Origin of the sequence: Schaalia hyovaginalis (assembly GCF_014208035.1) — a bacterium.
Classification (GTDB): Bacteria; Actinomycetota; Actinomycetes; order Actinomycetales; family Actinomycetaceae; genus Pauljensenia; species Pauljensenia hyovaginalis.
In genome coordinates this window covers 1,288,683-1,315,128 of record NZ_JACHMK010000001.1, presented here as the reverse complement: position 1 = coordinate 1,315,128, position 26,446 = coordinate 1,288,683, and the positions used below count along the sequence as shown (strand labels likewise).

General features: G+C 69.0%; 24 protein-coding genes. 5 read left to right on the top strand and 19 right to left on the bottom strand.

All coding sequences use genetic code 11. From position 1 onward, the window contains the following. Window position 1: 1 nt before the first annotated feature. From HD592_RS05645 to pheS, 9 genes are all read right to left on the bottom strand, one after another. A complete protein-coding gene (locus tag HD592_RS05645; protein ID WP_184454480.1) occupies window positions 2–1,378 on the bottom strand; it encodes an O-antigen ligase family protein in 1,377 nt (458 codons plus the stop codon). Window positions 1,379–1,497: 119 nt separating this feature from the next. Beyond that, window positions 1,498–2,727 (bottom strand): argininosuccinate synthase, encoded by a 1,230-nt coding sequence (locus tag HD592_RS05640; RefSeq protein WP_184452457.1) that lies wholly within the window; start codon window positions 2,725–2,727, stop codon window positions 1,498–1,500. 32 nt (window positions 2,728–2,759) lie between these two features. After that, window positions 2,760–3,275 (bottom strand): arginine repressor, encoded by a 516-nt coding sequence (locus HD592_RS05635; RefSeq protein ID WP_184452456.1) that lies wholly within the window; start codon window positions 3,273–3,275, stop codon window positions 2,760–2,762. Next, window positions 3,272–4,483 (bottom strand): acetylornithine transaminase, encoded by a 1,212-nt coding sequence (locus HD592_RS05630; RefSeq protein ID WP_184452455.1) that lies wholly within the window; start codon window positions 4,481–4,483, stop codon window positions 3,272–3,274. The genes HD592_RS05635 and HD592_RS05630 overlap by 4 nt, the downstream gene beginning before the upstream one ends. Then, on the bottom strand, window positions 4,480–5,667 hold the full coding sequence (gene argJ / locus HD592_RS05625) for a bifunctional glutamate N-acetyltransferase/amino-acid acetyltransferase ArgJ (RefSeq protein WP_184452454.1): 1,188 nt from the start codon (window positions 5,665–5,667) through the stop codon (window positions 4,480–4,482). Before argJ ends, HD592_RS05630 begins: the two co-directional genes overlap by 4 nt. Continuing rightward, the gene (gene argC, locus HD592_RS05620) at window positions 5,664–6,731 is read right to left on the bottom strand and encodes an N-acetyl-gamma-glutamyl-phosphate reductase (protein ID WP_184452453.1); all 1,068 of its coding nucleotides are present in this window, start codon (window positions 6,729–6,731) and stop codon (window positions 5,664–5,666) included. Before argC ends, argJ begins: the two co-directional genes overlap by 4 nt. 63 nt (window positions 6,732–6,794) lie before the next feature. After that, window positions 6,795–7,286, bottom strand: coding sequence for a flavodoxin domain-containing protein (locus tag HD592_RS05615; protein WP_184452452.1), 492 nt, complete (start codon window positions 7,284–7,286; stop codon window positions 6,795–6,797). Between the two features lie 93 nt (window positions 7,287–7,379). Next, entirely contained in the window at window positions 7,380–10,028 is a 2,649-nt protein-coding gene (gene pheT, locus HD592_RS05610) for a phenylalanine--tRNA ligase subunit beta (protein ID WP_184452451.1), read from the bottom strand. A 1-nt stretch (window position 10,029) separates the two neighbouring features. Then, entirely contained in the window at window positions 10,030–11,115 is a 1,086-nt protein-coding gene (pheS, locus tag HD592_RS05605; protein ID WP_184452450.1) for a phenylalanine--tRNA ligase subunit alpha, read from the bottom strand. Between the two features lie 144 nt (window positions 11,116–11,259). On the opposite strand from pheS, the gene map reads away from it, so the two are divergent. Both map and ppgK read left to right on the top strand, forming a co-directional pair. Next, complete coding sequence (gene map / locus HD592_RS05600; RefSeq protein ID WP_184452449.1) at window positions 11,260–12,147, top strand: type I methionyl aminopeptidase; 888 nt, start codon at window positions 11,260–11,262, stop codon at window positions 12,145–12,147. Between the two features lie 47 nt (window positions 12,148–12,194). Next, the gene (ppgK, locus tag HD592_RS05595) at window positions 12,195–12,959 is read left to right on the top strand and encodes a polyphosphate--glucose phosphotransferase (protein WP_184452448.1); all 765 of its coding nucleotides are present in this window, start codon (window positions 12,195–12,197) and stop codon (window positions 12,957–12,959) included. Window positions 12,960–13,037: 78 nt separating this feature from the next. Here the strand turns inward: ppgK and acnA are convergent, their stop codons facing one another. The 4 genes from acnA to HD592_RS05575 all read right to left on the bottom strand — a co-directional run bounded on the left by acnA (window position 13,038) and on the right by HD592_RS05575 (window position 19,769). Next, window positions 13,038–15,728 carry an aconitate hydratase AcnA gene (gene acnA, locus HD592_RS05590; protein ID WP_184452447.1) on the bottom strand — a complete coding sequence of 897 codons (2,691 nt, stop codon included), beginning with the start codon at window positions 15,726–15,728 and terminating at the stop codon, window positions 13,038–13,040. A gap of 113 nt (window positions 15,729–15,841) precedes the next feature. Continuing rightward, the gene (locus HD592_RS05585) at window positions 15,842–16,459 is read right to left on the bottom strand and encodes a GNAT family N-acetyltransferase (protein ID WP_221437826.1); all 618 of its coding nucleotides are present in this window, start codon (window positions 16,457–16,459) and stop codon (window positions 15,842–15,844) included. A gap of 20 nt (window positions 16,460–16,479) precedes the next feature. Continuing rightward, window positions 16,480–17,784: a class I SAM-dependent RNA methyltransferase gene (locus tag HD592_RS05580; RefSeq protein WP_184452446.1), complete on the bottom strand. Its 1,305-nt coding sequence runs from the start codon at window positions 17,782–17,784 to the stop codon at window positions 16,480–16,482. After that, window positions 17,781–19,769 carry an APC family permease gene (locus HD592_RS05575; RefSeq protein WP_184454476.1) on the bottom strand — a complete coding sequence of 663 codons (1,989 nt, stop codon included), beginning with the start codon at window positions 19,767–19,769 and terminating at the stop codon, window positions 17,781–17,783. Before HD592_RS05575 ends, HD592_RS05580 begins: the two co-directional genes overlap by 4 nt. 175 nt (window positions 19,770–19,944) lie before the next feature. On the opposite strand from HD592_RS05575, the gene HD592_RS05570 reads away from it, so the two are divergent. Together HD592_RS05570 and HD592_RS05565 are read left to right on the top strand one after the other, a co-directional pair. Further along, entirely contained in the window at window positions 19,945–20,595 is a 651-nt protein-coding gene (locus tag HD592_RS05570; protein ID WP_184454474.1) for a potassium channel family protein, read from the top strand. A gap of 1 nt (window position 20,596) precedes the next feature. Next, a complete protein-coding gene (locus HD592_RS05565) occupies window positions 20,597–21,304 on the top strand; it encodes a potassium channel family protein (RefSeq protein WP_184452445.1) in 708 nt (235 codons plus the stop codon). Between the two features lie 22 nt (window positions 21,305–21,326). Here the strand turns inward: HD592_RS05565 and HD592_RS05560 are convergent, their stop codons facing one another. The 4 genes from HD592_RS05560 to HD592_RS05545 are packed head-to-tail and all read right to left on the bottom strand — an operon-like array spanning window position 21,327 to window position 23,358. Continuing rightward, a complete protein-coding gene (locus HD592_RS05560) occupies window positions 21,327–22,007 on the bottom strand; it encodes a DUF3159 domain-containing protein (protein ID WP_184452444.1) in 681 nt (226 codons plus the stop codon). After that, entirely contained in the window at window positions 22,004–22,402 is a 399-nt protein-coding gene (locus tag HD592_RS05555) for an OB-fold nucleic acid binding domain-containing protein (protein WP_184452443.1), read from the bottom strand. Before HD592_RS05555 ends, HD592_RS05560 begins: the two co-directional genes overlap by 4 nt. Continuing rightward, the gene (locus HD592_RS05550; protein ID WP_184452442.1) at window positions 22,395–23,045 is read right to left on the bottom strand and encodes a DUF3710 domain-containing protein; all 651 of its coding nucleotides are present in this window, start codon (window positions 23,043–23,045) and stop codon (window positions 22,395–22,397) included. Before HD592_RS05550 ends, HD592_RS05555 begins: the two co-directional genes overlap by 8 nt. 10 nt (window positions 23,046–23,055) lie before the next feature. Next, window positions 23,056–23,358 (bottom strand): DUF4193 domain-containing protein, encoded by a 303-nt coding sequence (locus HD592_RS05545; RefSeq protein WP_154478503.1) that lies wholly within the window; start codon window positions 23,356–23,358, stop codon window positions 23,056–23,058. A 203-nt stretch (window positions 23,359–23,561) separates the two neighbouring features. Between HD592_RS05545 and sepH the strand changes: the two genes are divergently transcribed. Continuing rightward, the gene (gene sepH / locus HD592_RS05540) at window positions 23,562–24,668 is read left to right on the top strand and encodes a septation protein SepH (protein WP_184452441.1); all 1,107 of its coding nucleotides are present in this window, start codon (window positions 23,562–23,564) and stop codon (window positions 24,666–24,668) included. Between the two features lie 53 nt (window positions 24,669–24,721). Here sepH and HD592_RS05535 read toward each other — a convergent pair whose 3' ends face one another. Further along, a complete protein-coding gene (locus tag HD592_RS05535) occupies window positions 24,722–25,852 on the bottom strand; it encodes an alkaline phosphatase family protein (RefSeq protein ID WP_184452440.1) in 1,131 nt (376 codons plus the stop codon). Next, window positions 25,845–26,381 carry a DUF5998 family protein gene (locus tag HD592_RS05530; RefSeq protein ID WP_184452439.1) on the bottom strand — a complete coding sequence of 179 codons (537 nt, stop codon included), beginning with the start codon at window positions 26,379–26,381 and terminating at the stop codon, window positions 25,845–25,847. Before HD592_RS05530 ends, HD592_RS05535 begins: the two co-directional genes overlap by 8 nt. Between the last annotated feature and the right edge of the window lie 65 nt (window positions 26,382–26,446).

Here is a 26,446-nt window from a genome sequence, read left to right as displayed (position 1 = left end):
ATCATGCCTTTCTCAAGGTGTCGAAGTCGGCGGGCGACCGCTGCTCGGAACGGAGGCGTCGCTTCGCCCAGTGCTCGTGGAAGGGGCGGTCGACCGCGAGGTAGGCGGCCAGGACGACGAAGAGCATCCAGTTGCCCTCGTAGAGGAGACGCGATTCGACGGTCGACTGGACGACGAGGGCGACCGTGAGGATCGCGGGAGCCACGCGGAGGCGGTCCGCGTCGATTCTCTGCACCGCGTGCAGACAGGTGCCGATGAGGAGCGTGAGGACCGCGAGGGTCACGAGCACGGCGCCGAGGACGCCCGTCAGGAAGAGGGCCTCGATGTAGGCGTTGTGCGCCTGGGTCGTCGGGCTGCCGTCTTCACGCGGAATGAAGTGGGCGAAGACCGGCAGCTCCGTCGGGTACCCGATCGTCCATCCCCATCCGAGGATCGGGCGCTCCCGCCACATGGGGATGAGCGCGCGCCAGATGTCCGCCCGGCCCGTGAGGTCGGGGGACTTGCCGAGGAGCGAGGTGACGTGTTCATGCGCTGCGACCGCGAAGGCGGTGGCGACCATCGCGAGGCCCACGAGTGAGAAGACCACTCCAGGCCTGGCCCGTTCGGGCACGGCGGCGACGAGGATGAATGCCAGACCTGCGAGCGCGCAGACGACGAGGGCGACCGTGACGGTCCCGGATCGTGTGAGGGCGAGGGTCAGGATCGACAGGCCGATCCAGAGCAGCGTCGAGGCTGTGCGGCGACGCTCGGCGGCCCAGCGGACTGCGAGACTGATGATCAGCAGGAGGGCGACGAAGGCCAGGGGGTTGCGATTGCCCATGAAGCCCTGAATCGGCCCGCCGTGGAACAGCGCGTTGTTCGACCAGTAGTAGAGCTTCGGGATCTGCGCGTCCATGAGCATCGGGATCGGGGCGAACTCGCTCCTCCAGATGAGTGAGACGAAGAGTTCGAAGGCGTAGGAGACCACGAGGACCGACTGGAAGCTCCGGATGAGCAGGTCGATGAAGCGGTCGAGCGGCCGGGCTGCGGCGATCATGAGACCGGTCGCGGTGATCCCCATGGTGACGAGGGCGGTCGTCGCCGTGCGGATCGGGTACACGGACCACGCCGTTGAAAGCGCGCACACGAGCACGTAGAGCAGCGTGGTGACCGGCTGGGGTCGTTTGAGGATCGAGGCGCCGGATGCGATGAAGGCCCCGACGAAGGGGACGAAGAGAACGACCATGACCACGCCGGAGCCGTTGAAGCCGACGATGTTGCGAATCCCCTGTCCTGCGAAGCCGAAGAAGAGGAGGCAGATGGCGAGCAGATCGAAGGTCCGCGCGTCGTTCATCAGCGACGAAAGGCGCGCGCGCGGACTTCTCCGCTTGGTCGTCATGTCGTTCACCCTGTCGAGGATAGCCGTGCCCTCGCCCCCGGGGAATCACGAGGGCGTTGCATCCCGGGGCGGGGACGAAGGATCGTTCCCGCCCCGGTCGGCTTTTCCGATCGTTCGGCTCAGTAGCCGGTGCCCCTGCCGAGACGCACATCACGGGCGGCCGCGAGCTTCGACTGGAGGCCGTAGATGTCGATGAATCCGCGCGAGGAGGACTGGTCGAAGGTGTCGCCGGTCTCGTAGGTCGCGAGGTTGAAGTCGTAGAGCGAGGCCTCGGACCTGCGGCCGTTCACCGTCGCACGGCCTGCGTGCAGGACCATGCGGATGTCGCCGGAGACGTACTCCTGGGTGTCTTCGATGAAGGCGTCGAGGGATCGCTTGAGGGGCGAGTACCACTGGGCCTCGTAGACGAGCTCACCCCAGATCTGCTCGATGCCGCGCTTGTAGCGGCGCTGCATGCGTTCGAGGGTGACCGATTCGAGGGCCTGGTGGGCTTCGATGAGGGCGAGGGCGCCGGGGGCCTCGTAGATCTCGCGGGATTTGATGCCCACGAGCCGGTCCTCGACCATGTCGATGCGGCCGATGCCTTGGGCGCCGGCCCTGCGGTTGAGCTCCTGGATCGCTTCGAGCGGGGTGACGGCGCGGCCGTCGATCGCGACCGGGATGCCCTTGTCGAAGGTGATGACGACTTCGTCGGGAAGGGGCGGGTAGGTCGGGTCGTCGGTGTAGACGTACACGTCCTTGGTCGGCGCGTTCCACAGGTCCTCGAGGAAGCCCGTCTCGATGGCGCGGCCCCAGACGTTCTGGTCGATCGAGAAGGGGTTGTGCTTCGTGGTCTCGATCGGCAGATGGTGCTTCTCGGCGTAGTCGATCGCCACGTCGCGGGTCAGGGCGAGGTCGCGGACGGGCGAGATGCAGTCCATATCGGGGGCCATCGAGGTGATGGCGACCTCGAAGCGGACCTGGTCGTTGCCCTTGCCGGTGCAGCCGTGGGCGACGGTCGTCGCACCGAACTCGCGCGCCGCGCGCACGAGGTGCTTGGCGATGACGGGACGCGAGAGGGCGGATACCAGCGGGTACTTGCCCTCGTACAGGGCGTTCGCCTTGAGCGCGGGCATACAGTACTCGTCGGCGAACTCGTCGCGGGCGTCGGCCACATAGGCCTCGACGGCGCCGCAGTCGAGGGCGCGCTGGCGGATGACCTCGAGGTCCTCCCCGCCCTGGCCCACGTCGACGGCGACCGTGACGACCTCGCGGCCGGTCTGCTCCTGGATCCAGCCGATGGCGACCGAGGTGTCGAGGCCGCCCGAGTAGGCGAGAACGACGCGATCATTGTGCGTAGTCGTGTGCATCCTTTGTTCCCTTCTTGCCGGACGGGGCCGGTTCAGTCGATGTCCGGAGCCGTTGAGGGCTCCGCGAGTTCCATGAGGAAGCGCTGGGTGGTCTGTGCGTCCTCGGCGCTCCTGCAGATGACGAGGATCGTGTCGTCGCCCGCGATCGTGCCCGCGACTTCATCGAAGCGCACGGCGTCGATCGCGGAGCCGAGGAGGTTGGCGGCACCGACCGTCGTGCGCAGGACGAGTTGGTTCTCAACGAGGACGGAGCTGACGAGGAGCGTCTGGCACCATTTCTGCAGGCGCAGGTAACCTGCCTCGGCCTCGTGCGTGGATCCGCCGTCGATATCGGGCACCGAGTAGACGCGCGCGCCGTCGGCTGTGCGGATCTTCGTGGCCCGCATGTCGACGAGGTCGCGCGACAGGGTCGCCTGCGTGACCTCGACGCCGAGTTCTGAAAGGCGCTCGCGCAGGTCCTTCTGCGAACCGATCTGCTCCTGGGCGAGGAGGGAGCGGATCGTCTCCCTCCTGGCCGTGGGGGTCTGCGGAATCGGGCTGAGTGTCATTGCGTCTCCTGTGCTGCGGCGATGAGCGAGGGCAGCGCCCGGGTGAAGGACCGGGCGTCGTCGGCGGTGAGGATGAGGGGCGGCGCCAGGCGCAGGGTGGAGGGCCCGGTCGCGTTGAGGATGAAGCCGGCCTCCCGTCCGGCCGCCACGACGCCCGCCGCGATCCGCGCGTCGAAATCGATCCCGATGAGGTAGCCGCGGCCCCGGACTTCGCGAACGCCTTCGACCCGGGCCAGTTCGGAGCGCCACTGCTCGGAGGTGCGCTTCACCTTGGCGAGGAGCCCCTCGTCTTCGATGACCTTGAGGACGGCGAGGGCTGCGGCCGCGCAGATCGGGTTCCCCCCGAAGGTCGTCCCGTGCATTCCGGGCCCCAGGACTTTAGCGGCGCCGCCGAGTCCGATGCAGGCACCGATCGGCATGCCGCCTCCCAGGCCCTTCGCCAGGGTGACGACATCGGGGACGACTCCCGAAGCGTGATGCCCCATCCACTCGCCGGTCCGCCCGACGCCGGTCTGGACCTCATCGATGACCATGAGCGCGCCATGCGATGCCGTGAGCTCGCGGACGGCCTGAAGGCAGGCCGCCTCGACCGGGAGAACGCCCGCCTCGCCCTGGATGGGCTCGATGAAGATCCCGGCCACGTCCTCGTCCATCGCCGCTTCGAGGGCGGCGATGTCGTTGACGGGGATGAACTCGACCCCGGGGATGAGCGGGGCGAAGGGGGCGCGGTAGGCCTCCTTCCAGGTGAGGGAGAGGGCCCCGAGGGTGCGCCCGTGGAAGGCGTGTTCGAGGGCGAGGATCCGCGTTTTCGTCGGGGAGATCGCCAGGCCGTGGGCCTTGACGATCTTGAGGGCGGCCTCGTTCGCCTCGGCGCCCGAATTCGCGAGGAAGACGCGGGATCCCTCGGGCGCCCCTCCCGGTTCGACGATGTCGAGGAGCTTCTCGGCGAGCCCGATCTGCGGCGGGGTCGCGAAGAAGTTCGACACGTGCCCCAGGGTCTGGGCCTGCCCCGCGATCGCCTGGGCGACCAGCGGGTGCGCGTGCCCGATGACGTTGACGGCGATGCCGCCGAGGAGATCGAGGTACTCCCGTCCCTCGGTGTCGCGGACGCGGGCGCCTTCGCCCTCGGCGAGGACGAGGGCGGGGGCCCCGAAGGTGTTCATGAGCGAGGCCGCATAGCGCTCGTTCCAGGTCGTCGTGTGCTTCATGACGAGTACGCGCTGTTCTCGTGGACGTAGTCGTGGGTGAGGTCGTTCGTCCACACGGCGACTTCTTCGGATCCGGCCTTGAGGTCGATGAGGACGCGGACCTCGCGGGGCGTCATGTCGACGAGTGCGCGGTCCTCGCCGACGCCTCCCCCGCGGCACACCATGACGCCGTTGATCGAGACGTCGAGCTCGTCCGGGTCGTAGGGGGCGAGGCTTTCGGGGACGGTGCCGACTTCGGAGAGGATCCTCCCCCAGTTCGGATCGTTGCCGAAGACCGCCGTCTTGAAGAGGTTGGAGCGCGAGACCGCGCGGGCGACGGCTTCGCCGGCCTCTTCGCTCGAGGCCCCGACGACGCGGATCTCGATGTCGTGACTGGCGCCTTCAGCGTCCGCGATGAGTTGGCGGGCGAGGTCGTAGCAGGCGCTCCGGAGCGCTTCGGTGAATTCGGTCTCCTCGGGCTCGATGCCCGATGCTCCCGAGGCGAGGAGGATCACCGAGTCGTTCGTCGACATGCACCCGTCGGAGTCGGTCCGGTTGAAGGTGGTGCGCACGGCCTTGGCGAGGGCGCGCCGGGCGGTCGCGTCGTCGACGAGGGCGTCGGTGGTGAGCACGCAGAGCATCGTCGCCAGGCCCGGCGCGAGCATGCCCGCGCCTTTCGCCATTGCGCCGATCGTCCATCCCCCGCCGTGCATCGAGACGTGAGTCTTGGAGACGGTGTCTGTCGTCCGGATCGCTTCGGCGGCGTCGGCTCCGGCCCCGGGGGTGTTCGCGAGTGCGGCCGCGGCCGCTTCGGCGCCGGTCATGAGGGCGTCCAGCGGGAGGCGCACGCCGATCATGCCCGTCGAGCAGACGCCGACTTCATCGGGCTCGCAGCCGAGCAGGGCGGAGACTTTCGCAGCGGTCGCCTCGGCATCGGCGAGGCCGGGCCCGCCGGTGCAGGCGTTCGCGCCCCCGGAGTTGAGGATCACGGCCTTGAGGCCGGTCTTCGCCAGGTGGGCGCGGGTCAGGGTCACGGGCGCGGCGACCACGCGGTTCGAGGTGAAGACCCCGGCGGAGGCGAATGCCGGCCCCCTGTTCACGACCAGGGCGAGGTCCTTCGATCCGGCGGTGGACTTGATCCCGGCGGCGATTCCCGCCGCGGCGAATCCGCGGGGCGCTGTGACACCGGTCGGCGTCTGGCTCATGGTGCTACTCCGATCATCGGGATGCCCGCGTACTCGTCGAGGCCGAGGGCGATGTTTGCGCTTTGTACCGCCGCAGCGGCGGTCCCCTTGCCGAGGTTGTCGATGGCCGCGATGGCGACGAGGCTTCCCGCCCGTTCATCGATGACGGCGCTGACCCGGGCGAGGCCCGTGCCGGTGACCGGTGCCGTGGTCGGCCATGCTCCGTGCGGCATGAGCGAGATGAGGGCTTCATCGTCGTAGACGTCGTAGGCGCTCGCCACGCCATCGCTTCCGACGCCGGGGGCCAGGGGCGCGACGACGGTCGCGAGGATTCCGCGGGAGGCGGGAACGAGGACGGGGGTGAAGGTGATGCCCGTGGCGGAGGCGTCTGCTCCGCACACGGCCAGGTTCTGGATGATCTCCGGAATGTGGCGGTGCGTTCCTCCGACCGCGTAAGGGGCCATGTTGCCCAGGGCCTCGGAGGCGAGAAGGTGGGGTTTGAGGGACTTGCCCGCACCGGAGTAGCCGACGGCGAGGGTTGCGACGATGCGGGAGGGGTCGACGAGTCCGGCGTGGACGGCGGGCTGGAGCGCCAGCGTCACTGCGGTCACGTTGCAGCCCGGCACGGCGATCCGCGTCGATTCCGAGAGGAGGGCGCGTTGGGCCGCGGCGCGGGACTCGCCCTCGTGGAGCAGCTCGGGCATGCCGTAGGTCCAGGCCGGGGAGAAGTCCGAGCCGTAGTAGGCCGTCCAGGCAGCCGGGTCGGTGAGGCGATGGTCGGCCGCGCAGTCGAGGATGAGGGCCTTCTCCCCCGCTTCTTCGAGCCGGGCGGCGAGAGCGCCGGAGTGCCCGTGGGGAAGCGCCAGGACGATGAGGTCGTGCCCTGCGAGGCTGGCGACGCTCGTCTCTCGGATGATCCGATCGGCGAGGGGGCCGATGTGGGGGTGGAACTCGCCGAGTCTTCTTCCCGCCGAGCTCGCCGCGGTCACCGTTGCGACTTCGATGTTCGGGTGCGCGGCGAGGAGGCGGGCGACTTCCCCGCCCGCGTAGCCGGAGGCGCCCGCGATCGCTGCTCTCAACTTCATATGCATGAATATACATGTTCATGCATATTTTTCCAGCAGTGTCCGTTCAACGGACACGCGGGCTCAACGAGCGGCGAGCTCCCCGGCGATCGAATCGGCCCAGGCGCCGACGGCGTCCCAATCCCTAAAGTCGCCCTCGACGACGCCGGCCAGGCGCGCGACGGAGCGCTCGCGCAAAGTGAGGAGCGCCGGGTCGTAGCGCCCCGCGAAGAAACGGGTCTGCGTACCCGGAACGTGCGTCGACAGCGGGCCGATGCGGCTCGGATCCTGCGGGGCGTGCTTGGGAACCCCGCTCATCCCGACGGAGAAGGCCCAGACCGGCATCTGCGAAAGCTCAGCGGAGAAGCGCTCGATGAACTCGCGCGCCTCCTTCATCCACTGGAGGATGTACACCGCCGAACCGCACACCACCGCGTCGAAACCGTCAAGAGTCGCGACGTCTTCGGGAGCGCGGCGATCAACCGCATGTCCGGCTTCCCTCAGACGCAACGCGATCGCATTCGCGACCGCTTCGGTGGAACCGTGCTTGGAAGAGGCGGTGACGAGGATGTGCATGGCCCCCAGTGTGGCAGAGCCAAGGCGCCGCCGTCGTGTCCCAAAGTCCCACTGAGGCGGGATCCACAGGACCGGCGGCGGCGCCCATACGGATCAGGAACGCAGCTTCGCCCCGAGGATCTTCTCCGCCTTCTTCACGACGTTCTCGCGCACCTGAGCCGATTCCTTCGCCGTCAGCGTGCGATCAGGAGCCCGGAGCTTGAGCGCGAAGGCCAAGGAGCGCACCCCCTCGCCCAGCCCCGGGCCCTCGTACACGTCGAAGAGCGACACCTCCTCGAGAAGAGGACCCGCGCCCTGCCGTACGACCTGCTCCACCCGCGAGACCGGGATCGCGGCATCGACGACGAGGGCGATGTCCTCCTTCGCCAGGGGGAAGGTCGAAACCGGCTTCACCTGGATCGACTGGGGCGCCATCGCTCCGATGAGCGCATCGAGGTCGATCTCGGCCGCGCATGAGCGCACAGGCAGACCGAAGGCGCGGCAGACCCTGGGGTGCAATTCGCCCGCGAAGGCGATATCGACGAGTTCGCGGCCCTGGCGGACGAATACCCGGGCGACGCGCCCCGGGTGCCAGGGCGCGACCCGAGCCGGATCCGTTTCCGGAGCGGGCATCGCAGGGCCCTTGAGCGCGATCGGCTGCGGATCCCACCAGCGGGTCGTCTCCACGCGCACGCCCAGGACCGAAGCGGCGGCGTGAACGAACTCGACGGCATCGGACCAGTCCCAGGCCCGCGGCTGCTCGACGATCGCAGAACCCGAGGCCCGACCGGCCAGGACGATGCCGACGCGGTGGGGCTGAGAGGGCGTCGCGGCGCGCAGCGCCTCCAGCTCCTCCTCGCTCGGACGCCGCTCAGCGGACAGCAGCCCCATCGGACGCGTGCCCTCGGGAAGGGCGACCAGCCCCGCCTCGAAGATCGCGACCCGGTCGGCCCCGCGCGCCGCATTCCGGCTCGCGGTCTCGAGCAGGGTGTCCAGGATCGAGGTGCGCAGCACCGGCGCATCGTCGGCCAGCGGATTGCGCAGCGTCACAGCCGCCCGACGCGCCGAATCCGCAGGGAGCCCCTGCTTGTCGAAGGAATCCGAGACGAAGGGATAGGACAGGACCTCGACGAGGCCCGCCTGGGCGAGCAAGGAGACGACCTGACGGCGCGCCTTCTGAGCCGCGCTCAGACCGGAGCCCGCCGGGACCGCGGGAAGCGTCGAGGGGATCTTGTCGTAACCGTCGAGGCGCGCGATCTCCTCGACGAGATGCGCCGGACCCACGAGATCGGGGCGCCAGCTCGGGGGGACGACCTCGAATGCGCCCGAAGCGCCCTCGCTCACCTCGCAACCGATCTCTTCGAGGATCTCGCGCACGCGCTCCTTCGAGTACTCCACACCGATGAGACGCGCGGCCTCCTCGTGGGCGAAGACGATCGCCTCGGGAGCGGCAACGGCGTCGAAGTCGAAGACCGCCGGATCAGCCGCGCCCCCTCCGTATTCGACGAGGAGATCGACCGCGCGCTGCGCCGCGACCGCGGGGAGACGCGGATCGGTCCCGCGCTCGAAACGCTTGGAGGCCTCCGAGGGCACGCGGTGACGGCGCGCCGTGCGCGCGATCGAGACCGCGTCGAAGTGGGCCGCCTCCAGGAGCACGTCGCGCGTCGAATCCTCCACCTCCGAGTAGGAGCCGCCCATCACTCCGGCCAGACCGATGATCCGCGAGCCCGGGCCCTCGGGCGAATCCGTGATGAGCAGGTCCTCGGGATCGAGGTCGCGCTCGACCTCGTCGAGGGTGCGCAGCCTCTCCCCCGCTTTCGCACGGCGCACGACGATCGGCGCGGCGAGCGCCGACAGATCGTAGGCGTGCATCGGCTGGCCGAGGTCGAGCATGACGTAGTTCGTCACGTCCACGGCGAGCGAGACCGAGCGCATGCCCGCGGCCTCGAGGCGCTCGACCATCCACCGCGGAGTGGGGGCCTTGGGATCGATCCCGCGCACGATGCGCGTGACGAAGCGGTCGACGCCGGGCCTGCCCTTGATCGGCGCGGCATCATCGACCTCGACGGGGAATCCCTCGGCATTCGCCTCGGGCACGTCCGTCACGAGGACGCCGGGCAGACCCGGATCCGTGAAGGCCGCACCGGTCGAGTGGGAGAACTCCCGGGCGACGCCGCGCATGGAGAAGCAGTAGCCGCGATCCGGGGTGATGTTGATCTCCAGGGTCTGCTCGCCCAGACCGAGGAAGCCGAGAAGATCCGAACCGGGCTCGGGGATCTCGCGATCGGGGTAGACCCGGTCCAGGACGATGATTCCGTCGTGATCCTCACCGAGGCCGAGCTCTCGGGCCGAGCAGATCATGCCGTCGGAGATGTGGCCGTAGGTCTTGCGCGCCGCGATCGCGAAGCCTCCGGGCAGGACCGCGCCCGGCAGGGAGACGACCACGAGGTCACCCGCCTCGAAGTTGTGGGCGCCGCAGATGATGCCGCGGCTGGGCAGCTCCGAGGGCTCCTTGCCCGTTCCGGGGGCGTCGTTGTGCTCGCCGACGTCGACGCGGCAGTAGTTGACGGTCTTCCCGTTCGAGGCGGTCTCCTCGACCCGGGTGAGGACCCTGCCCACGACGAGCGGGCCGGTCACCTTGGCCGGGTGGATCGTCTCCTCCTCGAGGCCGACCTTCACGAGGGCGGCCGCGAGTCCTGCCGCGTCCATGCCCGCGGGCACCTCGACGTGGTCGGCAAGCCAGCTGATCGGAACCATTGGCATGTCAGTGTCCCCTTCCGTTGAGTCCGAACTGCTGGGAGAAGCGCACATCGCCCTCGACGATGTCGTGCATGTCCGCGATCCCGTGGCGCAGCATGAGCGTGCGCTCGATGCCCATGCCGAAGGCGAATCCCGAGTAGACCTCCGGGTCGATTCCCGTTGCGCGCAGGACATTGGGGTTCACCATGCCGCAGCCGCCCACCTCGATCCAGCCGGCGCCGCCCTTCTTCTGGGGGAACCAGATGTCGAGTTCGGCGCTCGGCTCGGTGAAGGGGAAGAAGGAGGGGCGCAGCCGCGCCCTCGCCCCGGGTCCGAACATCGCCCGCGCGAAATGGTCGAGGACGCCCTTGAGGTCCGCCATCGTCAGCCCCTTGTCCACCGCGAGGCCCTCGACCTGGTGGAAGACGGGCGTATGCGTGGCGTCGAGGGCGTCGGCGCGGAAGACCTTGCCCGGGCAGGCGACGTAGAGCGGGACGCCGCGCTCGAGGAGGGCCCTGGCCTGGACCGGGGAGGTGTGCGTCCTCATGACGAGTCGCGCCTCCTGCGCATCCCGCGCGCCCACCGAGCGGCCGTCGACGTACAGGGTGTCCTGCATCTGACGGGCCGGGTGGTCGATGTCGAAGTTCAGGGAATCGAAGTTGAACCATTCATGCTCGATCTCGGGGCCTTCGACGATCCCCCAGCCCATCGAGGTGAAGAAGTCCTCGATCTCCTCGATGAGCGTGTTGATCGGATGACGGGCCCCGACGACGGATCGCGCGCCCCGGGCGGTGACGTCCACCGCCTCCTCGACGAGGACTCGGGCCTCGTGCTCGGCCTCGAGGACCTCCTCGCGGGCGGCGAGCGCGGTCGACAGGCGCGAGCGGGCGGCGCCGAGGTTCTTCCCCGCCGTTCCGCGGTCCTTCGGCTCCAGGGATCCGATGGTCCTATTGGCCATCACCAGCGGCGCCTTCTCCCCCAAGACCGACAGCTTCACGGTCTTGAGGGCCTCGAGATCCTCGGCGGCATCGATATCCGCCAGGGCTCGGGCGACGAGCTCGTCCACGGCTCCCGCATCAAGGGGATTGAGGTCAGGGGCGTCCTGGGCCATATCCTGCTTCCTCCGTCAGGTGTCGAATTCGCGCGGTTCGCGCCCCGCCATGATAGTCCCCTCCCGCAATCCGCCTCAGGCGCGTCCATCCCTCGCGCCCTCGTAGCCAGGAAGGATGAAAAGGAGCGGACTAGTCTTGGGCGCATGACACATGCCGCTGATCTCGCCGCCCGCGCCCCCCTGGGCGATCTTCGCCCCGGCCGCATTTCACCGATGCGCACCGTACCCGAGCACATCGATCGCCCCGAGTACATGTTCCACTCGGGGCCCGAAGTGGTGACGGCCTCCGATGTCAAAAACGCCGAGACCGTTGAGAGGATCCGCAGGGCCGGAAGGATCGCCGCCCAGGCGCTCGAAGTCGTGGGAGCCGCGGTCGCTCCCGGTGTCACGACCGATGAGCTCGACCGCATCGGACACGAGTTCCTCATCGACAGCGGCGCATACCCCTCGTGCCTGGGCTACATGGGATTCCCGAAGTCCCTGTGCACCTCGATCAACGAGGTCATCTGCCACGGCATCCCCGACGACCGGCCGCTCGAGGACGGCGACATCGTCAACGTCGACATCACCGCCTACGTCGACGGCGTGCACGGCGATACCTGCGCAATGTTCGGAGTCGGCGACATCGACGAGGAGTCCCGCCTGCTCATCGAACGGACGAAGGAGGCGATGATGCGCGGGATCAAGGCCGTCGGCCCGGGCCGCGAGATCAACGTCATCGGACGCGTCATCGAGCGCTACGCCAAGCGCTTCGAATACGGCGTCGTCCGCGACTACACGGGGCACGGGGTCGGCGAGGCCTTCCACTCGGGCCTCATCATCCCCCACTACGACGCGGCTCCCGCCTATTCGACCGTCATGGAGCCGGGAATGGTCTTCACCATCGAGCCGATGCTCACCCTCGGCGGGATCGACTGGGAGCAGTGGGATGACGAGTGGACGGTCGTCACCGCTGATCGTTCGCGCACCGCGCAGTTCGAGCACACGATCGTCGTGACCGAAGAGGGAGCGGAGATCCTGACCCTGGCATGAACTGCGCTACCATTTCGACGCACAGGCACAACTTCCCTGGAGGGCTCATGGCACAGGTGGCATGCGGGATCGATATCGGCGGATCGGGAGTGAAGTCGGCGCTGGTCGACCTCGAGACCGGAGAATTCGTCGGCGAGAGGATCCGAATCGAAACTCCCAAGCCCGCGACCCCCGACGCGGTCGCCGAGGTGTGCCGTCAGCTCCTCGAGCGGCTCGAAGTCGGCCCTGAGACCCCCGTCGGCATCGCCTTCCCGGCCCCCGTCATCCACGGCGTCGTCCCCTTCATCGCGAACCTCGACCCGTCCTGGGCGGGGATCAACGTCAATGAGCTCATGGAGCGCCATCTCGGGCGCAGAGTCGTCCCCCTCAACGACGCCGACGCCGCAGGCATCGCCGAGGTCGCCTACGGCGCCGCCAAGGGCGTCGACGGGCTCGTCATCCTCACGACCCAGGGCACGGGCATCGGTTCGGCCGTCATCATGAACGGGGTCCTCGTTCCCAACACGGAGCTCGGTCACCTCGAGATCGACGGCTACGATGCGGAGAAGCGGGCCTCCTCGGGTCAGAAGACCCTTCAGGACCTCTCGTGGAAGAAATGGGCGAAGCGCCTCCAGCGCTACTACAGCCACGTCGAGATGCTCTTCTCCCCCGACCTCTTCGTCGTCGGCGGCGGCGTGTCGAAGAACCACGAGAAGTTCATGCCGCTCCTCGACCTCAAGACCCCGATGGTGCCCGCGAAGCTCTTCAACACGGCCGGCATCGTCGGCGCCGCGAGCTTCGCGGCTCAGCAGGCCGATTCGGCGGAGGGCTGATTCGCCTCGGGGCTTCATACGGATGGGCCGGGGCTGCACGATCGTGCAGCCCCGGCCCTTTTCCGGAATCAGCCCTCCTCAGGCCCGCGCGGCGAGATCCCTCAAGACGTACTGGAGGATGCCGCCGTTGCGGTAGTAGTCGGCCTCTCCGGGGGTGTCGATCCGCACGAGCGCCTCGAAGACGACGCCGGTCCCGTCCTCGCGCGTCGCCGTCACCCTCAGCGTCTTCGGGGTTTCGCCCTCGTTCAGCCGCGCGATGCCCTCGATGTCGAAGACCTCGTCGCCCGTCAGGCCGAGCGAATCACGGGTCTCGCCCTCGGGGAACTGGAGCGGCAGGACGCCCATGCCGATCAGGTTCGAACGGTGGATGCGCTCGAAGGACTCGGCGATGACGGCCTTGACGCCCAGCAGCGAGGTGCCCTTCGCGGCCCAGTCCCGCGAGGACCCCGAGCCGTACTCCTTGCCGCCGAGCACCACGAGCGGGACGCCCGCCGCGAGGTAGTCGACGGAAGCGTCGTAGACCGTGGAGACGGGAGCGCCCTCGCGGGTGAAGTTCTTCGTGAAACCGCCCTCGACCCCGGGGAGCATCTCGTTGCGGATGCGGATGTTGGCGAAGGTGCCGCGGATCATCACCTCGTGGTTGCCGCGGCGCGAACCGTAGGAGTTGAAATCCTTGCGTTCGACCCCGTGCGCCAGCAGGTAGCGCCCCGCCGGGGTTTCCGGCTTGAAAGCGCCCGCCGGGGAGATGTGATCGGTCGTCACCGAATCGCCGAGCTTGAGCAGGACCCTCGCACCGCGGATGTCCTCGACCGGCGACGCCTCGAGCCCCATCCCCTCGAAGTACGGGGGCTTGCGCACGTAGGTCGAATCGGCGTCCCAGGCGAAGGTGTCGCCCTCGGGGGTCGCCAGGGAGCGCCAGCGCTCATCCCCGGCGAAGACGTCCGCGTAGTCGTTCTCGAACATCGAACGGTCGATGGAGGCGTCGATGGTCGACTGGACGTCTTCGGGCGTCGGCCAGATGTCGCGCAGGTAGACCTCGGACCCGTCCGCGGGGTCGATCCCCAGGGGCTCCTTCTCGAAATCGAAGTCCATGGTGCCGGCGATCGCGTAAGCGATGACGAGCGGCGGCGAGGCGAGGTAGTTCATCTTGACATCGGGGTTGATGCGCCCCTCGAAGTTGCGGTTGCCCGACAGGACCGAGACGACGGCGAGGTCGTTCTCATTGACCGCTGCGGAGATCTCGGCCGGAAGCGGACCGGAGTTGCCGATGCAGGTCGCGCAGCCGTAGCCGACGAGGTTGAAGCCCAGGGCGTTGAGGTCGTCCCACAGGCCGGCCTTCTCGTAGTAGTCGGTCACGACTTTCGATCCGGGAGCCATGGAGGTCTTCACCCAGGGCTTCGAGGTGAGCCCGCGGGCGACGGCGTTGCGCGCGAGGAGTCCCGCGGCCATCATCACCGAGGGGTTGGAGGTGTTCGTGCACGAGGTGATCGAGGCGATCGCGACATCGCCGTGGTTGAGGCGGGTCGCCGTGCCGCTCGCGAGGGTCACGGGCACGTCCTCGCGCTCGCCGCCGGGCGCGTAGGCGCCGATCGTCTCCTTGAAGGAGGACTTGGAGTTCGCGAGCTCGATCCGGTCCTGCGGGCGCTTGGGGCCCGCGATCGAGGGGACGACGGTCGACAGGTCGAGTTCGAGGTACTCGGAGTAGACGGCCTCGCGCGAGGCGTCGTGCCAGAGGCCCTGAGCCTTGGCATAGGCCTCGACCAGAGCGATCCGTTCCTCGGAGCGCCCGGTCAGGCGCAGGTAGTCGAGGGTGACGGCATCGATCGGGAAGATGGCCGCCGTCGAGCCGAACTCGGGCGACATGTTGCCGATCGTCGCGCGGTTGGCCAGAGGGACCGCGCCGACGCCCTCGCCGTAGAATTCGACGAACTTGCCGACGACGCCGTGGGCGCGGAGCATCTGCGTGATGGTGAGGACCACATCGGTCGCGGTCGCGCCCGCGGGGATCGCCCCGGTGAGCTTGAAGCCGACGACCCGGGGGATGAGCATGGACACGGGCTGTCCGAGCATCGCGGCCTCGGCCTCGATGCCGCCCACTCCCCAACCGAGGACGCCGAGGCCGTTCACCATCGTGGTGTGCGAGTCCGTGCCGACGCAGGTGTCGGGGTAGGCGGTGACCGATCCGTCGGCCTCGGTCCTCGTGAAGACGGTCCGGGCCAGATGCTCGATGTTCACCTGGTGGACGATGCCGGTCGAGGGCGGCACGACCTTGAAATTGTCGAAGGCGCCCTGGCCCCAGCGGAGGAACTGGTAGCGCTCGCCGTTGCGCTCGTACTCGCGCGCGATGTTCGCCCCGAAGGCGTCGGCGCTGCCCGCGACATCGATCTGGACGGAGTGGTCGATGACCATCTCCGCCGGCGCCAAGGGGTTGATGAGCGAGGGGTCGCCGCCGAGCTCGGCGACGGCCTCGCGCATGGTCGCGAGGTCGACGATGCAGGGGACCCCGGTGAAGTCCTGCATGATGACGCGGGCGGGGGTGAACTGGATCTCGGTGTCCGGTTCGGAGGCCGGATCCCAGTTCGCCAGCGCCTCGATGTGCGCGCGCGTGATGTTCGCCCCGTCCTCGGTGCGCAAGAGGTTCTCGGCGAGGACCTTGAGCGAGTAGGGAAGGGCGTCGAGGCCGCTGAGGGCGTCGAGTCGGTAGTAGGTGTACGTGCGCTCGCCCACTGCGAGTTCGGCGCGCGCGCCGAAGGTGTCGATGCTCGTCATGTGCCCTCCTGTGGGGATGCGAGGCCTCGCCTCAGATTTATCTCGACATCAAGATTACTGCCTCGGACGCCCTCGGCAAGTGCGAATGGACGCGAATGACGCCCCGCCGCCCGCTAACGCGAATGCGAGATCGCCTCATCCACCTCATCCGCCCCCAATGAGGACATCGGGCGGAAGGGCGCGGGAACCCCCGGATGCTCGCCGAGCATCTTCTCCATCCACGCGACGTCGTACCAGCGGTTGAACTTGTAGCCGCACGAGTGGAACGTGCCGACCATGCGGTACCCCCGACTGCTGTGAAAGCGCAGCGAAGCGTCATCGACACGATCATCGGGCCCGGCCGGGGCGGTGATGCAGGCGTTCGCGTTGTAGACGCCCTGAATCCTCAAGACCCCCTCCAGGGCCGCGTACAGGGCGGAACCGAGCCCCCGCCCCCTGGACGCCATGTCGCAGTAGACGCTCACCTCGACCGAATGCGCGTAGGCGGCGCGCTCCTTGAAGGCCGATGCGTAGGCGTAGCCGACGACCTCCCCCGAGTCGTCCTCGGCGACGAGGAAGGGATGGACCCGCCCCGTGGACGCGATCTTCCGCGCGAAGTCCTCTTCGGCGGGCGCGGACTCATCGAAGGTGATCGCCGTGCGCTCGACGTAGGGCGCGTAGATCCGCGCCACGGCCCGCGCATCACCGGCCCGCGCCCGCCGGATCCTCCACGGGTGATTCGCAGTGGACAAGGACTCCCCCTCGACGGAGTTCAACGCGCCCTGACGAGGCCCGCGACGGTCTCGACGTGATGCGTGTGCGGGAAGAGGTCCCACGCCTCGAAGGAGCGCACCTCGTAGCCGGCGTCCATCAGCTCGCGCAGGTCCCGGGCCCCGGCCGCGGGATCGCAGGACACGAGGACGATCCGCTCCGCACCGAGACGGGCGAGCGATGCGCAGACCTCGCGCCCGGCCCCGGACCTCGGCGGATCCAGGACCACGAGATCCGCCGACCCTTCCAGCTCACCGGACAGCTCAAAAACGCCGGAGGCGTCGACTTCGCCGACGTAGGCGTCGACCCAGCCGTAAGCCGCAAGATTCTCCCCGGCATCGGCCACTGCGCCCTCGTCGCCCTCGAGGGTCACCAGACGCCCCCGAGCGCCGACCGCCTCGGCGATGGGCACCGAGAACAGGCCCGCTCCCGCGTACAGCTCGATGACGCGCTCACCGTCGCAGGGCCGGGCCGCCCGCATGACCGCGTTCGCGAGCACCGATGCGCCGCGGACGTGCGTCTGCCAGAACCCGGTCGGGCGCACCCCGTAGACGTATTCGGAGCCCATCACATCGACCGTCCACTGCAGCCTCGCGATCTCGACCTCCTCGCCGAGGGCGTTGAACGAGGCGCGCGGCGTGACGACGAGCGGGGACTGGCCGCCGGGCGCGACCATGCGCACCCGATCACCCGGTCTGAGAAGGTCCGACCAGGAGGTCGCCTCCCCCCAGAAGCCGAGCTCCTCGATCGCCTCGGCCGCGAGCGGCATCGAGTCGAGCGGAACGATCTCATCGGCCCGGTAGCGGTGCATCCCAGGACGGCCCTGCCGATCGACGACCGCTTCGATCCGGGCGCGGCGATGAAGCAGGGATCCTTCCTCATCCCCCGGCGCGGGCCGCACCCGCACGCCGCCGAGCGCCGCGATCGCATCGAAGAGCGCGGGACCGCCGACCCTGCGCAGCTGCCCTTCGATCACCGTCTGCTTCCACGCCCGTTGCGCCGCCGGGACGACGTGGGCGAGTTCGCCGCCGCCGACGCCCCCGGGACCCGCCTGCGGCCACACCGACTCCTGACGGTCGGCCGAGGCCTCGAGGACCTCGACGGCATCAGCCCACGCCAGGCGCGAACGCGCAGAAGTGACCCGCGCCCGGACCCTCTCGCCGGGAAGCGCATGACGGACAAAGACGACGCGGCCGCCGCCGTCGCGGGCGACGCAGGCCCCGCCGTGCGCGGGCTCCCCGACGACGAGTTCGAGGACCTCCTCGTCGATCGCGCTCATCCTCTTCGCGTACCGGGGCTTCTTCATCCTTCGTCCTTCTTGAAGTCGTAAGCGCCAACGCGATTATCCGTCCGCTTGAACGGATCGTTGATGAGCTGGCGGCCCTCCACCTCGGCGTCCTCGCCGAGTTTCCACGGCACCGTCGTGATGACGACACCCGGCACATTCACGAGGGCGCGGCGCAGCCTGCCCGCCGTCTGATTGTGCATGATGTTCTCCCACCAGTGCCGCACGATGAACTGGGGCATGTAGATGATGAGCATCTCCCCCGGTGAACGCCTCCTCCGGCCGCGCACGTACTGGAGCACGACCTGGTTGAGATCGCGATAGGGGCTCGACAGGAGAGTGAGCGGAATCGGCAGCCCGGATTCCTCCCACTCCTTGCGGATCTTCGCCTCCTCCTGAGCGTCGGCCACCACGCTCACCAGTTCCAAGGCGGAGGGATGGGATGCGCGAGCCGCGGCGACGGCGCGCATGGACGGCTTCGACAGGCCCGAGACGAGGACGAGGGCGCGGACCCTGGTCGGCAGGGCGCGCTTCGCCGACCAGTCGTCGACGCGGAGCTGGGAGCGGATCGTCCGGTAGTGGTGGCTGATCCCCAACTGGATGAGGAAGACGACGCCGATCATGATGAGGGTGATCCAGGCCCCGTGGGCGAACTTCGTGATGAGGACGATGAGGAGGACCACCCCGGTCATCATGAATCCGATGATGTTCACGGCCCGCGAACGCAGGACCGCTCCCCTCTCGATCCCGGACTGACGGGAGCGCAGAGCGCGGTTCCAGTGCCTCACCATCCCCAATTGGGACAGTGTGAAGGAGACGAAGACGCCGAGCACGTACAGCTGGATCAGCCTGGTCGTCTCCGCCCTGAAGGCGATGATGAGGATGATCGCCGCCAGGGAGAGGACGACGATCCCGTTGGAGTAGGCGAGACGGTCGCCGCGCTTGTACAGCTGGCGCGGCAGGAACGAATCCTTGGAGAGCACCGAGGCGAGGGTCGGGAAGCCGTTGAACGCGGTGTTCGCCGCGAGGACGAGGATGAGGCCCGTCACCGTCGTTACGAGGAGGAAGAGCGGCGAGCCGGAGCCGAAGACGGCCGAGGCGATCTGCCCGATCGCGGGCTGGACGGTCACGTCCTCGCCGACGGGCGCGCCGTCGAGCAGGAGCTGAGTCGCAGGGTCCTCCACGATCTTCACGCCGCTGGCCCGCGAAAGCAGGAGGATCGAGAGCATCATCGTCGCGGCGATTCCGCCGAGAAGGGCGAGGGTCGCCGCTGCGTTCTTCGACTTGGGGCGTCTGAACATGGGAACGCCGTTGGAAATGGCCTCCACCCCGGTCAGGGCCGCGCATCCGGAGGAGAAGGCGCGCATGAGGAGGAAGGCCCCTCCCAGTCCCACGAGACCGTCGGTGTAGCCGTGAGCCGGGAGCAACTCGTAGCGGGCGGTCGGGGCCGTGCCCAGGGTGCCGGTGAAGAACTCCACCGCGCCCACGACGATCATGAGCGCGATCGCGAACATGTAGACGTAGGTCGGCACGGCGAATGCGCCGCCCGCCTCCTTCGTCCCCCTAAGGTTCAGCATGGCGAGGATCACGACGAGCCCCACGGCGATGAGGACCTCATTGCCCGCGAGGAAGGGAACCGCAGTCGTGAGATAGGCCGCCCCCGAGGAGATCGAGACCGCGACCGTGAGGATGTAGTCGACGAGGAGCGCGGCGGCGACGACGAGCCCCCACGTGCGCCCGAGGTTCGTCGTGACGACCTCGTAATCGCCCCCGCCCGAGGGGTAGGCGTACACCGTCTGCCGGTAGGACAGGACGACGACCGCGAGGACGCAGGCGACCACCACTCCGACCCAGATCGACTGCAAGGCGGCCATGCCGCCTGCAAGCGCCAGGGTGAGGAGGATCTCGTCGGGGGCGTAGGCGACGGAGGAGAGCGCGTCCGAGGCGAAGATCGGCAGCGCGATCCGCTTGGGCAGCAGCTGATGCCCTGCGGCATCCGACCTCATGGGCCGGCCGATGAGGATGCGCTTGCCTCGAGCCAGAACGTGTGAAAGCACGCAGCAAGACTAGCCCAGTCGCGGCCGGGTCCCGCATTCCCGGGGCGCGCCCGCCTCTGCGCGCCCCGGGCGTTGGAGTCCGTCGCGCTTGAGGGCTACCGTTAGCCTCGTGCATTTCGTCATCATGGGGTGCGGCCGAGTCGGCTCGCTCATCGCAACTCGGCTCGACGCCGACGGACATTCGGTCGCGGTCATCGACATGGACCCGAAGGCCTTCAATCGTCTTCCCGCGGATTTCTCCGGCAGGAGGGTCACCGGGGTCGGCGTGGACCGCGGCGCCCTGCGCCAGGCCGGCATCAAGGACGCCTACGCCTTCGCAGCGGTTTCGAGCGGCGACAACTCGAACATCATCGCCGCGCGCATCGCCCAGGAGGTCTACCAGATCGAGCACGTGGTGGCGAGGATCTACGACCCCTCCCGGGCCCACGTCTACGAGCGCCTCGGGATCCCCACGGTCGCCTCGGTCAAGCGCACCGTCGATTCGGTCATGCGACGCATGCTCCCACCCGACGCCGCGGTGACGTGGACCCATCCGACCGGCGAAGTGTCCCTGGTGACGGCCACGCCCGAAGTCTCCTGGTACGGGCTCCCCTTCCCCGTCGTGGAGGAGCTCACCGGCGAGCGCATCGCCTTCGTCTCACGGCTCGGCGTCGTCACGCCCGCGCGCTCCGACCTCGTCGTCCAAGAGCACGACCAGCTCTACTTCGCCATCGCCGGCAAGGAATCGACGAAGCTGAGGTCCCTCCTCACCTCCGACCCGAGAATCGAGGACTGACATGAAGATCGTCATCGCGGGCGCCGGCTCGGTCGGCCGCTCCGTCGCACTCGAACTCCTCGACCACGGCCACGAGTGCACGCTCATCGACAACCAGCCCGACAAGCTCAGGGTCGCGTCCGTCGCGGACGCCGACTGGGTGCTCGCCGACGCCTGCTCCCCCGATGCCCTCGCCGACGCCGGAGTCGCCGACGCCGATGTCATGGTCGCCGCGACCGGGGACGACAAGGCGAACCTGGTGATCTCGCTGCTCGCCAAGACGGAGTTCGCCGTTCCCAAAGTCGTCGCGCGCCTCAACAACCCGAAGAACGAGTGGCTCTTCGACGGCTCATGGGGCGTCGATGTCTCCGTATCCACGCCCAGGATCATGACGGCGCTGGTCGAAGAAGCCGTGTCGACGGGGATCCCCGTGCGGCTCTTCTCCTTCAATTCGGCCGACGTGTCGATGTACGCGATCGTCCTGCCGCAGGCCTCGCAGGTGCTGGGCAAGCGCATCGTCGAGGTCGACTTCCCGCCGAGGACCGTGCTCACCGCGATCCTCCGCGATGGCAGGCCGATCACCCCCTCCCCGGATGATCTCTTCGAAGCCGGGGACGAGCTGCTCCTCCTCGTCTCCGACACCGAGGGCTCCGCCCTCGCCGCCCTGACCGGCATCGTCGCCGCGCCCTCGCGGGCCGAGGAGGAAACCGGGCAAGCGCCTCAGGACTGAGAGCGCTCAGGCGCAGGGGCGGTCAGCTCCGAGCGGGCTCCCTCGGCTCATCGTCGTGGAAGGGGCGCAGGCCGATCCACGTCGCCCAGCACACGAGGGCGAACAGCGGAACGCCCAGGACGAGCTTGGCGATCCCCAGTTCTGCGACCGCGCCCATCGCCCACAGCGGCACCTGGACCGCCAGTCTCAGCGCAAACATGCCCGCCCACATCCAGGTGAGGCTCCGGCAGCGCCGTACGAGCGGACGCCGGGCCGGGTCCTCGCGCCAGTCGGACCCGTATCCGCGGAAGAGCCCGAGGACGACCGCCACGAGGGGCGCCCTCAGCGCGAGCGAAGCGAGGATGCCGAGGAGGAACAGAGCCGAAGTCAGCAGGCCCCAGGCGTAGAAGTTCTCGCCCCGTCCCGTGATGAGCGCCCACGCGACGCCGATCGCGACGCCGAGCAAGCCGGTCAGGGCCTGCTGGACACCGGTGCGCCCGATGAGCGCCGCGACGACGGCGATCAGGGCCGATCCCCCGGCGACCAGCGAGGACACGATCACGTTGCTCGTGATGACGTACAGGATGACGAAGATGAGGCCCGGGAGGATCGATTCGACGACGCCGCGGGGGCCGCCGACGGCGGAGCGGAAGGAGAAGTCGTCCTCGTCGAGGCTCCTGGCCCACATCGGCACCGCGGGCGCCGACCGGCGCTCCCCCCTCATGAGCCCTCCGTCGTGATGATCCGGTAGAGCGGATTGATGATCGTGAGGTGATCCCCCTGAATGCCGGCGGTGCCCTCGACCTCGATGTGCTCTCCCACGGAAAGCCCCGGGATCGAGCGACGGCCCGGCCACCGGAGTTCGATCGAGCCCGTGCCGTCGTAGAGGGTGGCGATGAGGACCTGTTCGGCCCCCGCCGGAGGGAAGGTCATCGACAGGAGGGAGCCGTAGAGCGTCACCTTCTGACGATTGCGCACCTCGCAGATCGGCGTCGTTCCCCGGCGCGAGCGCGAACGCACCTCATCGGCGGCTTCATCGGCCTGCCGGCTGTCCTCCTCGAGGTGCTCGACGATGCGGTTCCTCAGCGCGCCGAGACGACCGTCGGGGCGCTCAGACATGAGGGGCCTCCACCGCCGCGTCGGGCACGTGGATGGGGAGCAGATCGAGCCGGGCCCTGGGCTGATCGTCGCGCACGATGACGATCCGGTCGATGATCCTCTCGATCTCGCGTCCGGCCTCGTCATTGAGCGCGGCCGGCCCCAGGATGTCGATCCTCGAGAACCAGCGCGGGCCCTCCCGGCCGATGATCCGCATGGGCGAGGAGGCCGCGCGACCGTCCGGCATCGTCACCGGGATGTCGGCGCGCAACTCGACGCCGTAGCGCCCCTCGACCGCCTCGACCGCCCCTCCGTCGGCGCCGATGCCCTCGGCGATCTTGGCGCGCACCTCGTCCCAGACCCCGCCCGATCGGGGCGCCGCGGCCGCGGAGATCTGAAGCCCCGAATCGCCGAGGACGATGAGGACGCGCAGGACCGAGGCGCCGTCATCGGCAACCTGAGTCCTCAACTGCATCCCCTTGACGGCGGGAATGCGGATCGAGCCCATATCGACGTAGCCGACCGAGGTGTCGACCTCCTCGGCGCTCCGCGGGCCCGGTTCGTTCCAGATCTCGGCGTCCTCATCCAGGCGCGCCGGAGCGAGGGGGGCGACGGCCTCTACCGCTTCAGCGCGCGCACGGTCGCGCGATTTGCGTCCGAACATCGAAGCGGCCTCAGCCCGCGCACTCGGTGCAGACGGGCAGGCCGGCGTCGTCGGTGAAGGCGAGCTGGGACGCGTGATGCACGAGGAAGCAGAGCGAGCAGGTGAATTCATCATCCTGCTTCGGGACGACGTGGACGCTCAGCTCCTCCTTGGACAGGTCCGCACCGGGCAGCTCGAAATTCTCGGCGGCTTCGGTCTCGTCCTCTTCGATCTCGGGCGAACCCGCGTCGTTGCGACGCGACTTCAGCTCCTCGATCGAGTCCTCGGCGATGTCGTCATCGTTCTTGCGAGGCGCATCGTAATCGGTCGCCATGGTCGTCCCCTTCCGGCGTTTGCGGGCACCGGGGCGATGGCCCAGTCACCCTCCTTCGGCGCAGGGAGGATACCATTCCACGAGGTCGCATGTCAGACTTTCACCCCCTCGGCGCGTCCGATTATCGGACACGCCCCACGACGTGCCCCGCGCACAGGGGCGGGGCTGAGACGATTCGCTCGGAGTACTGCGAGGAGGTCTTCATGATCGAGTTGGAGCTGCTCGGGATCGGCGCCGACGGGGAGTCCCTCGTCTTCTTCGATTCCGAGGGCGAGCGATACGTCGCGCCCATCACCGATGAGCTGCGCGCCGCCGCCCGTCGCGACCGCCCGAGGATCGAGGCCGCGCCCGATCCGGCTCGCCAGGCCCTGCGTCCCCGCGACATCCAGGCCCTTCTCCGCGCGGGCGCCACCCCCGAGGACATCGCCGCCCGGCACGGCATGGAGGTCGCCGCGATCGCGCGCTACGAGGCGCCCGTCGCCGCCGAGAAGAATTACGCGCTCCAGCGCGCCCTGTCCACGACGATCGGCTCAGTCACCGATGGGCCCGCGATGGGCGACCTCGTGGTGGATCGTCTGGCGGCCCGCGGAGTCGATCCCTCCACGCTCGTCTGGTCCGCCCAGCGCGAGGCCAACGGCCCGTGGCAGATCTGTCTCACCTTCATCCAGGGGGCCGCCGAGCACGGGGCCCACTGGCTCCTCCCCTCCTCCGGTGTTCTGGAGGCCGTCGATCAAGAGGCCCAGTGGTTGACCGAAACGGTCTCGGTCACCCCCGCGGCCTCGATCTTCACGCCTCTGCCCGTCCCGGGCAAGGCCGAGGCGGACGTGGCCGACCTCGAGGAGGTCAGGGCGCGCGAGGCGATCATCGACCAGCTCAACGCCGCGCGGGGCAAGCGGCAGGACATCGAGTACGAACTCGACGAGGACGAGCTCGCCGAGATGGAAGGCGTCGGCCCCTCGGCCCCCGAAGGCGCGGCCTCGGCGGACCCGGGCGCCGCGGGCTCGATCTCGGCCCGCATCTACTCCTTGGCGCAGGCCCGCACGAAGGACGAGGGCGAAGACCGCCGGGAAGTCCCCTCGACTTCGCCCACGGGCATCCCCAAGGCGAGCGCCGGCCCCCGTCCCGCATCATCCGCCAAGCGCCCCTCGGCCCCGGTCGATGCCCAAGAGGACGCGGCGCTCGACGAGGACGTCTCCCTTCCGGGCCTGGAGGACCTCGGCCAGGCGCCGGCGGAGCCGAAGAAGGCGAAGTCCCGGCGGCGCTCGGTGCCGAGCTGGGACGAGATCGTCTTCGGCGCCAGACCCCAGTAGGGCTCCCCGGCGGCCTCGGCTCGGACCGCAGGCTTCGCCTCAGAGCGCGGGCCTCAGCTCAGCCGGATGACGGGGATCCTCATCTCCTCCGGGGTGAGCGAGCCGTGCACCCCCGGCATGGAGATCATCGCGGAGGGCTGCACCCGCGAGTCGACGACGCCCTCGCGTCCGGCCATGAACACGAACGCATCACCGATCTCATCGAGACCGGGCCCTTCGCCGAGGAGGTCGCCGGCCTCATCGGGCGCCAGTACCCAGGCGTCGTCCCCCAGGACGTCCCGCCACCGTTCGCGCACCGCCTCCGCGCGCCCGGGCCTCGCGTGGACGTGCAGCGCACGAGTCTCCCCCGCGAGGAGGACGACGTCCTCGGCGAGCGCGCTCTCGCGCGCGAGGTCGCGCAATCGCGAAGAGCGCACATCGACCATTCCGTGATCCGCCGTCATGACGGTGCGCACGCCGGAGGGCAGGCGCATGAGGAGCCGCCCGAGGCCCTCATCAAAATGCTCGAGCGCCGCGGTCCAGGCATCGGAGGCCACGCCGCGGCCGTGCCCCGCATGGTCGATCTCCGACCAGTAGAGGTAGACGACGGGGGTGCCCGAGCGCAGTTCGCGGATCGCCGCCTCGCAGCGGTCGTCCCAGGAGAAGGCGCCCCTGTGCCGCGCACCGCGCAGCGCCGCTCGGGTGAGTCCCGACCCCGCGAAGGACGCGGGTGAGATGACGACCGAATCAACTCCCCGGGCCGCCAGGAGCTCGAAGCGCGTCGGCACCTCCTGCCACTGCTCCGGCCGCGGCCCGCCCTCGAAGGCGAGGAGGTTCATGGCGCGGCCCTCATGCGCCACCGAGTAGCCGACCATGCGCGTCGCCGCAGGAAGCGCCCCGGTTCCGAAAGACGTGATCGCCGCCGCTGTCGTCGAGGGCGCGACGGTGTGGATCGCGCGGATGTCCTCACGGAAGGAGCGCAGCGTCGGAGCGTAGGCGAGGGAGTCGACGAGCGGGTGGTAGCCCAGGCCGTCGACGAGGATGAGGAGCACCTGCTCGGCCCCGGCCTCGATCCCCAATCCGATCCGCGCCCGCTCATCCCCGAGGGGCATCCCCTCGACCGCGGCGAGGGCTGCAGAGAAGACGTCCGTGAGGCGCAGATCCTGGGCGCCCGGAAGGTCCGCCCACCCGGGAGCCTCAATCATGCGCGTTCCCCAGGCGCTGCGAGAGGGCCTCGGCGAAGGCGTAGGCGGCCTCGAGCTCCGCTTCGCCGTCGGCGGCCCTCGAGACCCGGATCGTGAGGTCATCGGGGAACGAGGTCGCCGAATAGCCGTGATCGGCCATGCAGTCGGGGTCCTCGCAGCGGGCGGGCTCGATCTCCGAGCGGCGCATGGCGCCCAGATCGAGGGTGAGGGTCAGCTCGGCGAGCTGGGCGCGCTCGGCGGGATCCGACCAGACCTCCATCACGGCGAGCGAGCCGAGCTGAGCCAGGGGGTGGGTGGTCGTCGAGACGGCCGCCGACCCGTCCTCGAGCTCGTCCACGTGGATGAAGACGAGGACGGACTCGCCGAGCGCCGCGAGCGTGAGGTGGCGGAACATCGATCCGCGATCGAAGGCCGCATCCGCCTGGCAGATCGAGGCGACCGGCTCAGCCGCCCCCAGGGCGCGTCGCAACGCGGCTGACACAAGACCCGGGTAGAAGCCCGTCCGGTCGATTCTCTCCCACGTGTTCACCCCCTCATTGTGCCCACCGGCGGCGTGGGAGTCGAAACGGCGCGTGGGAGACGGGGGATAATGCC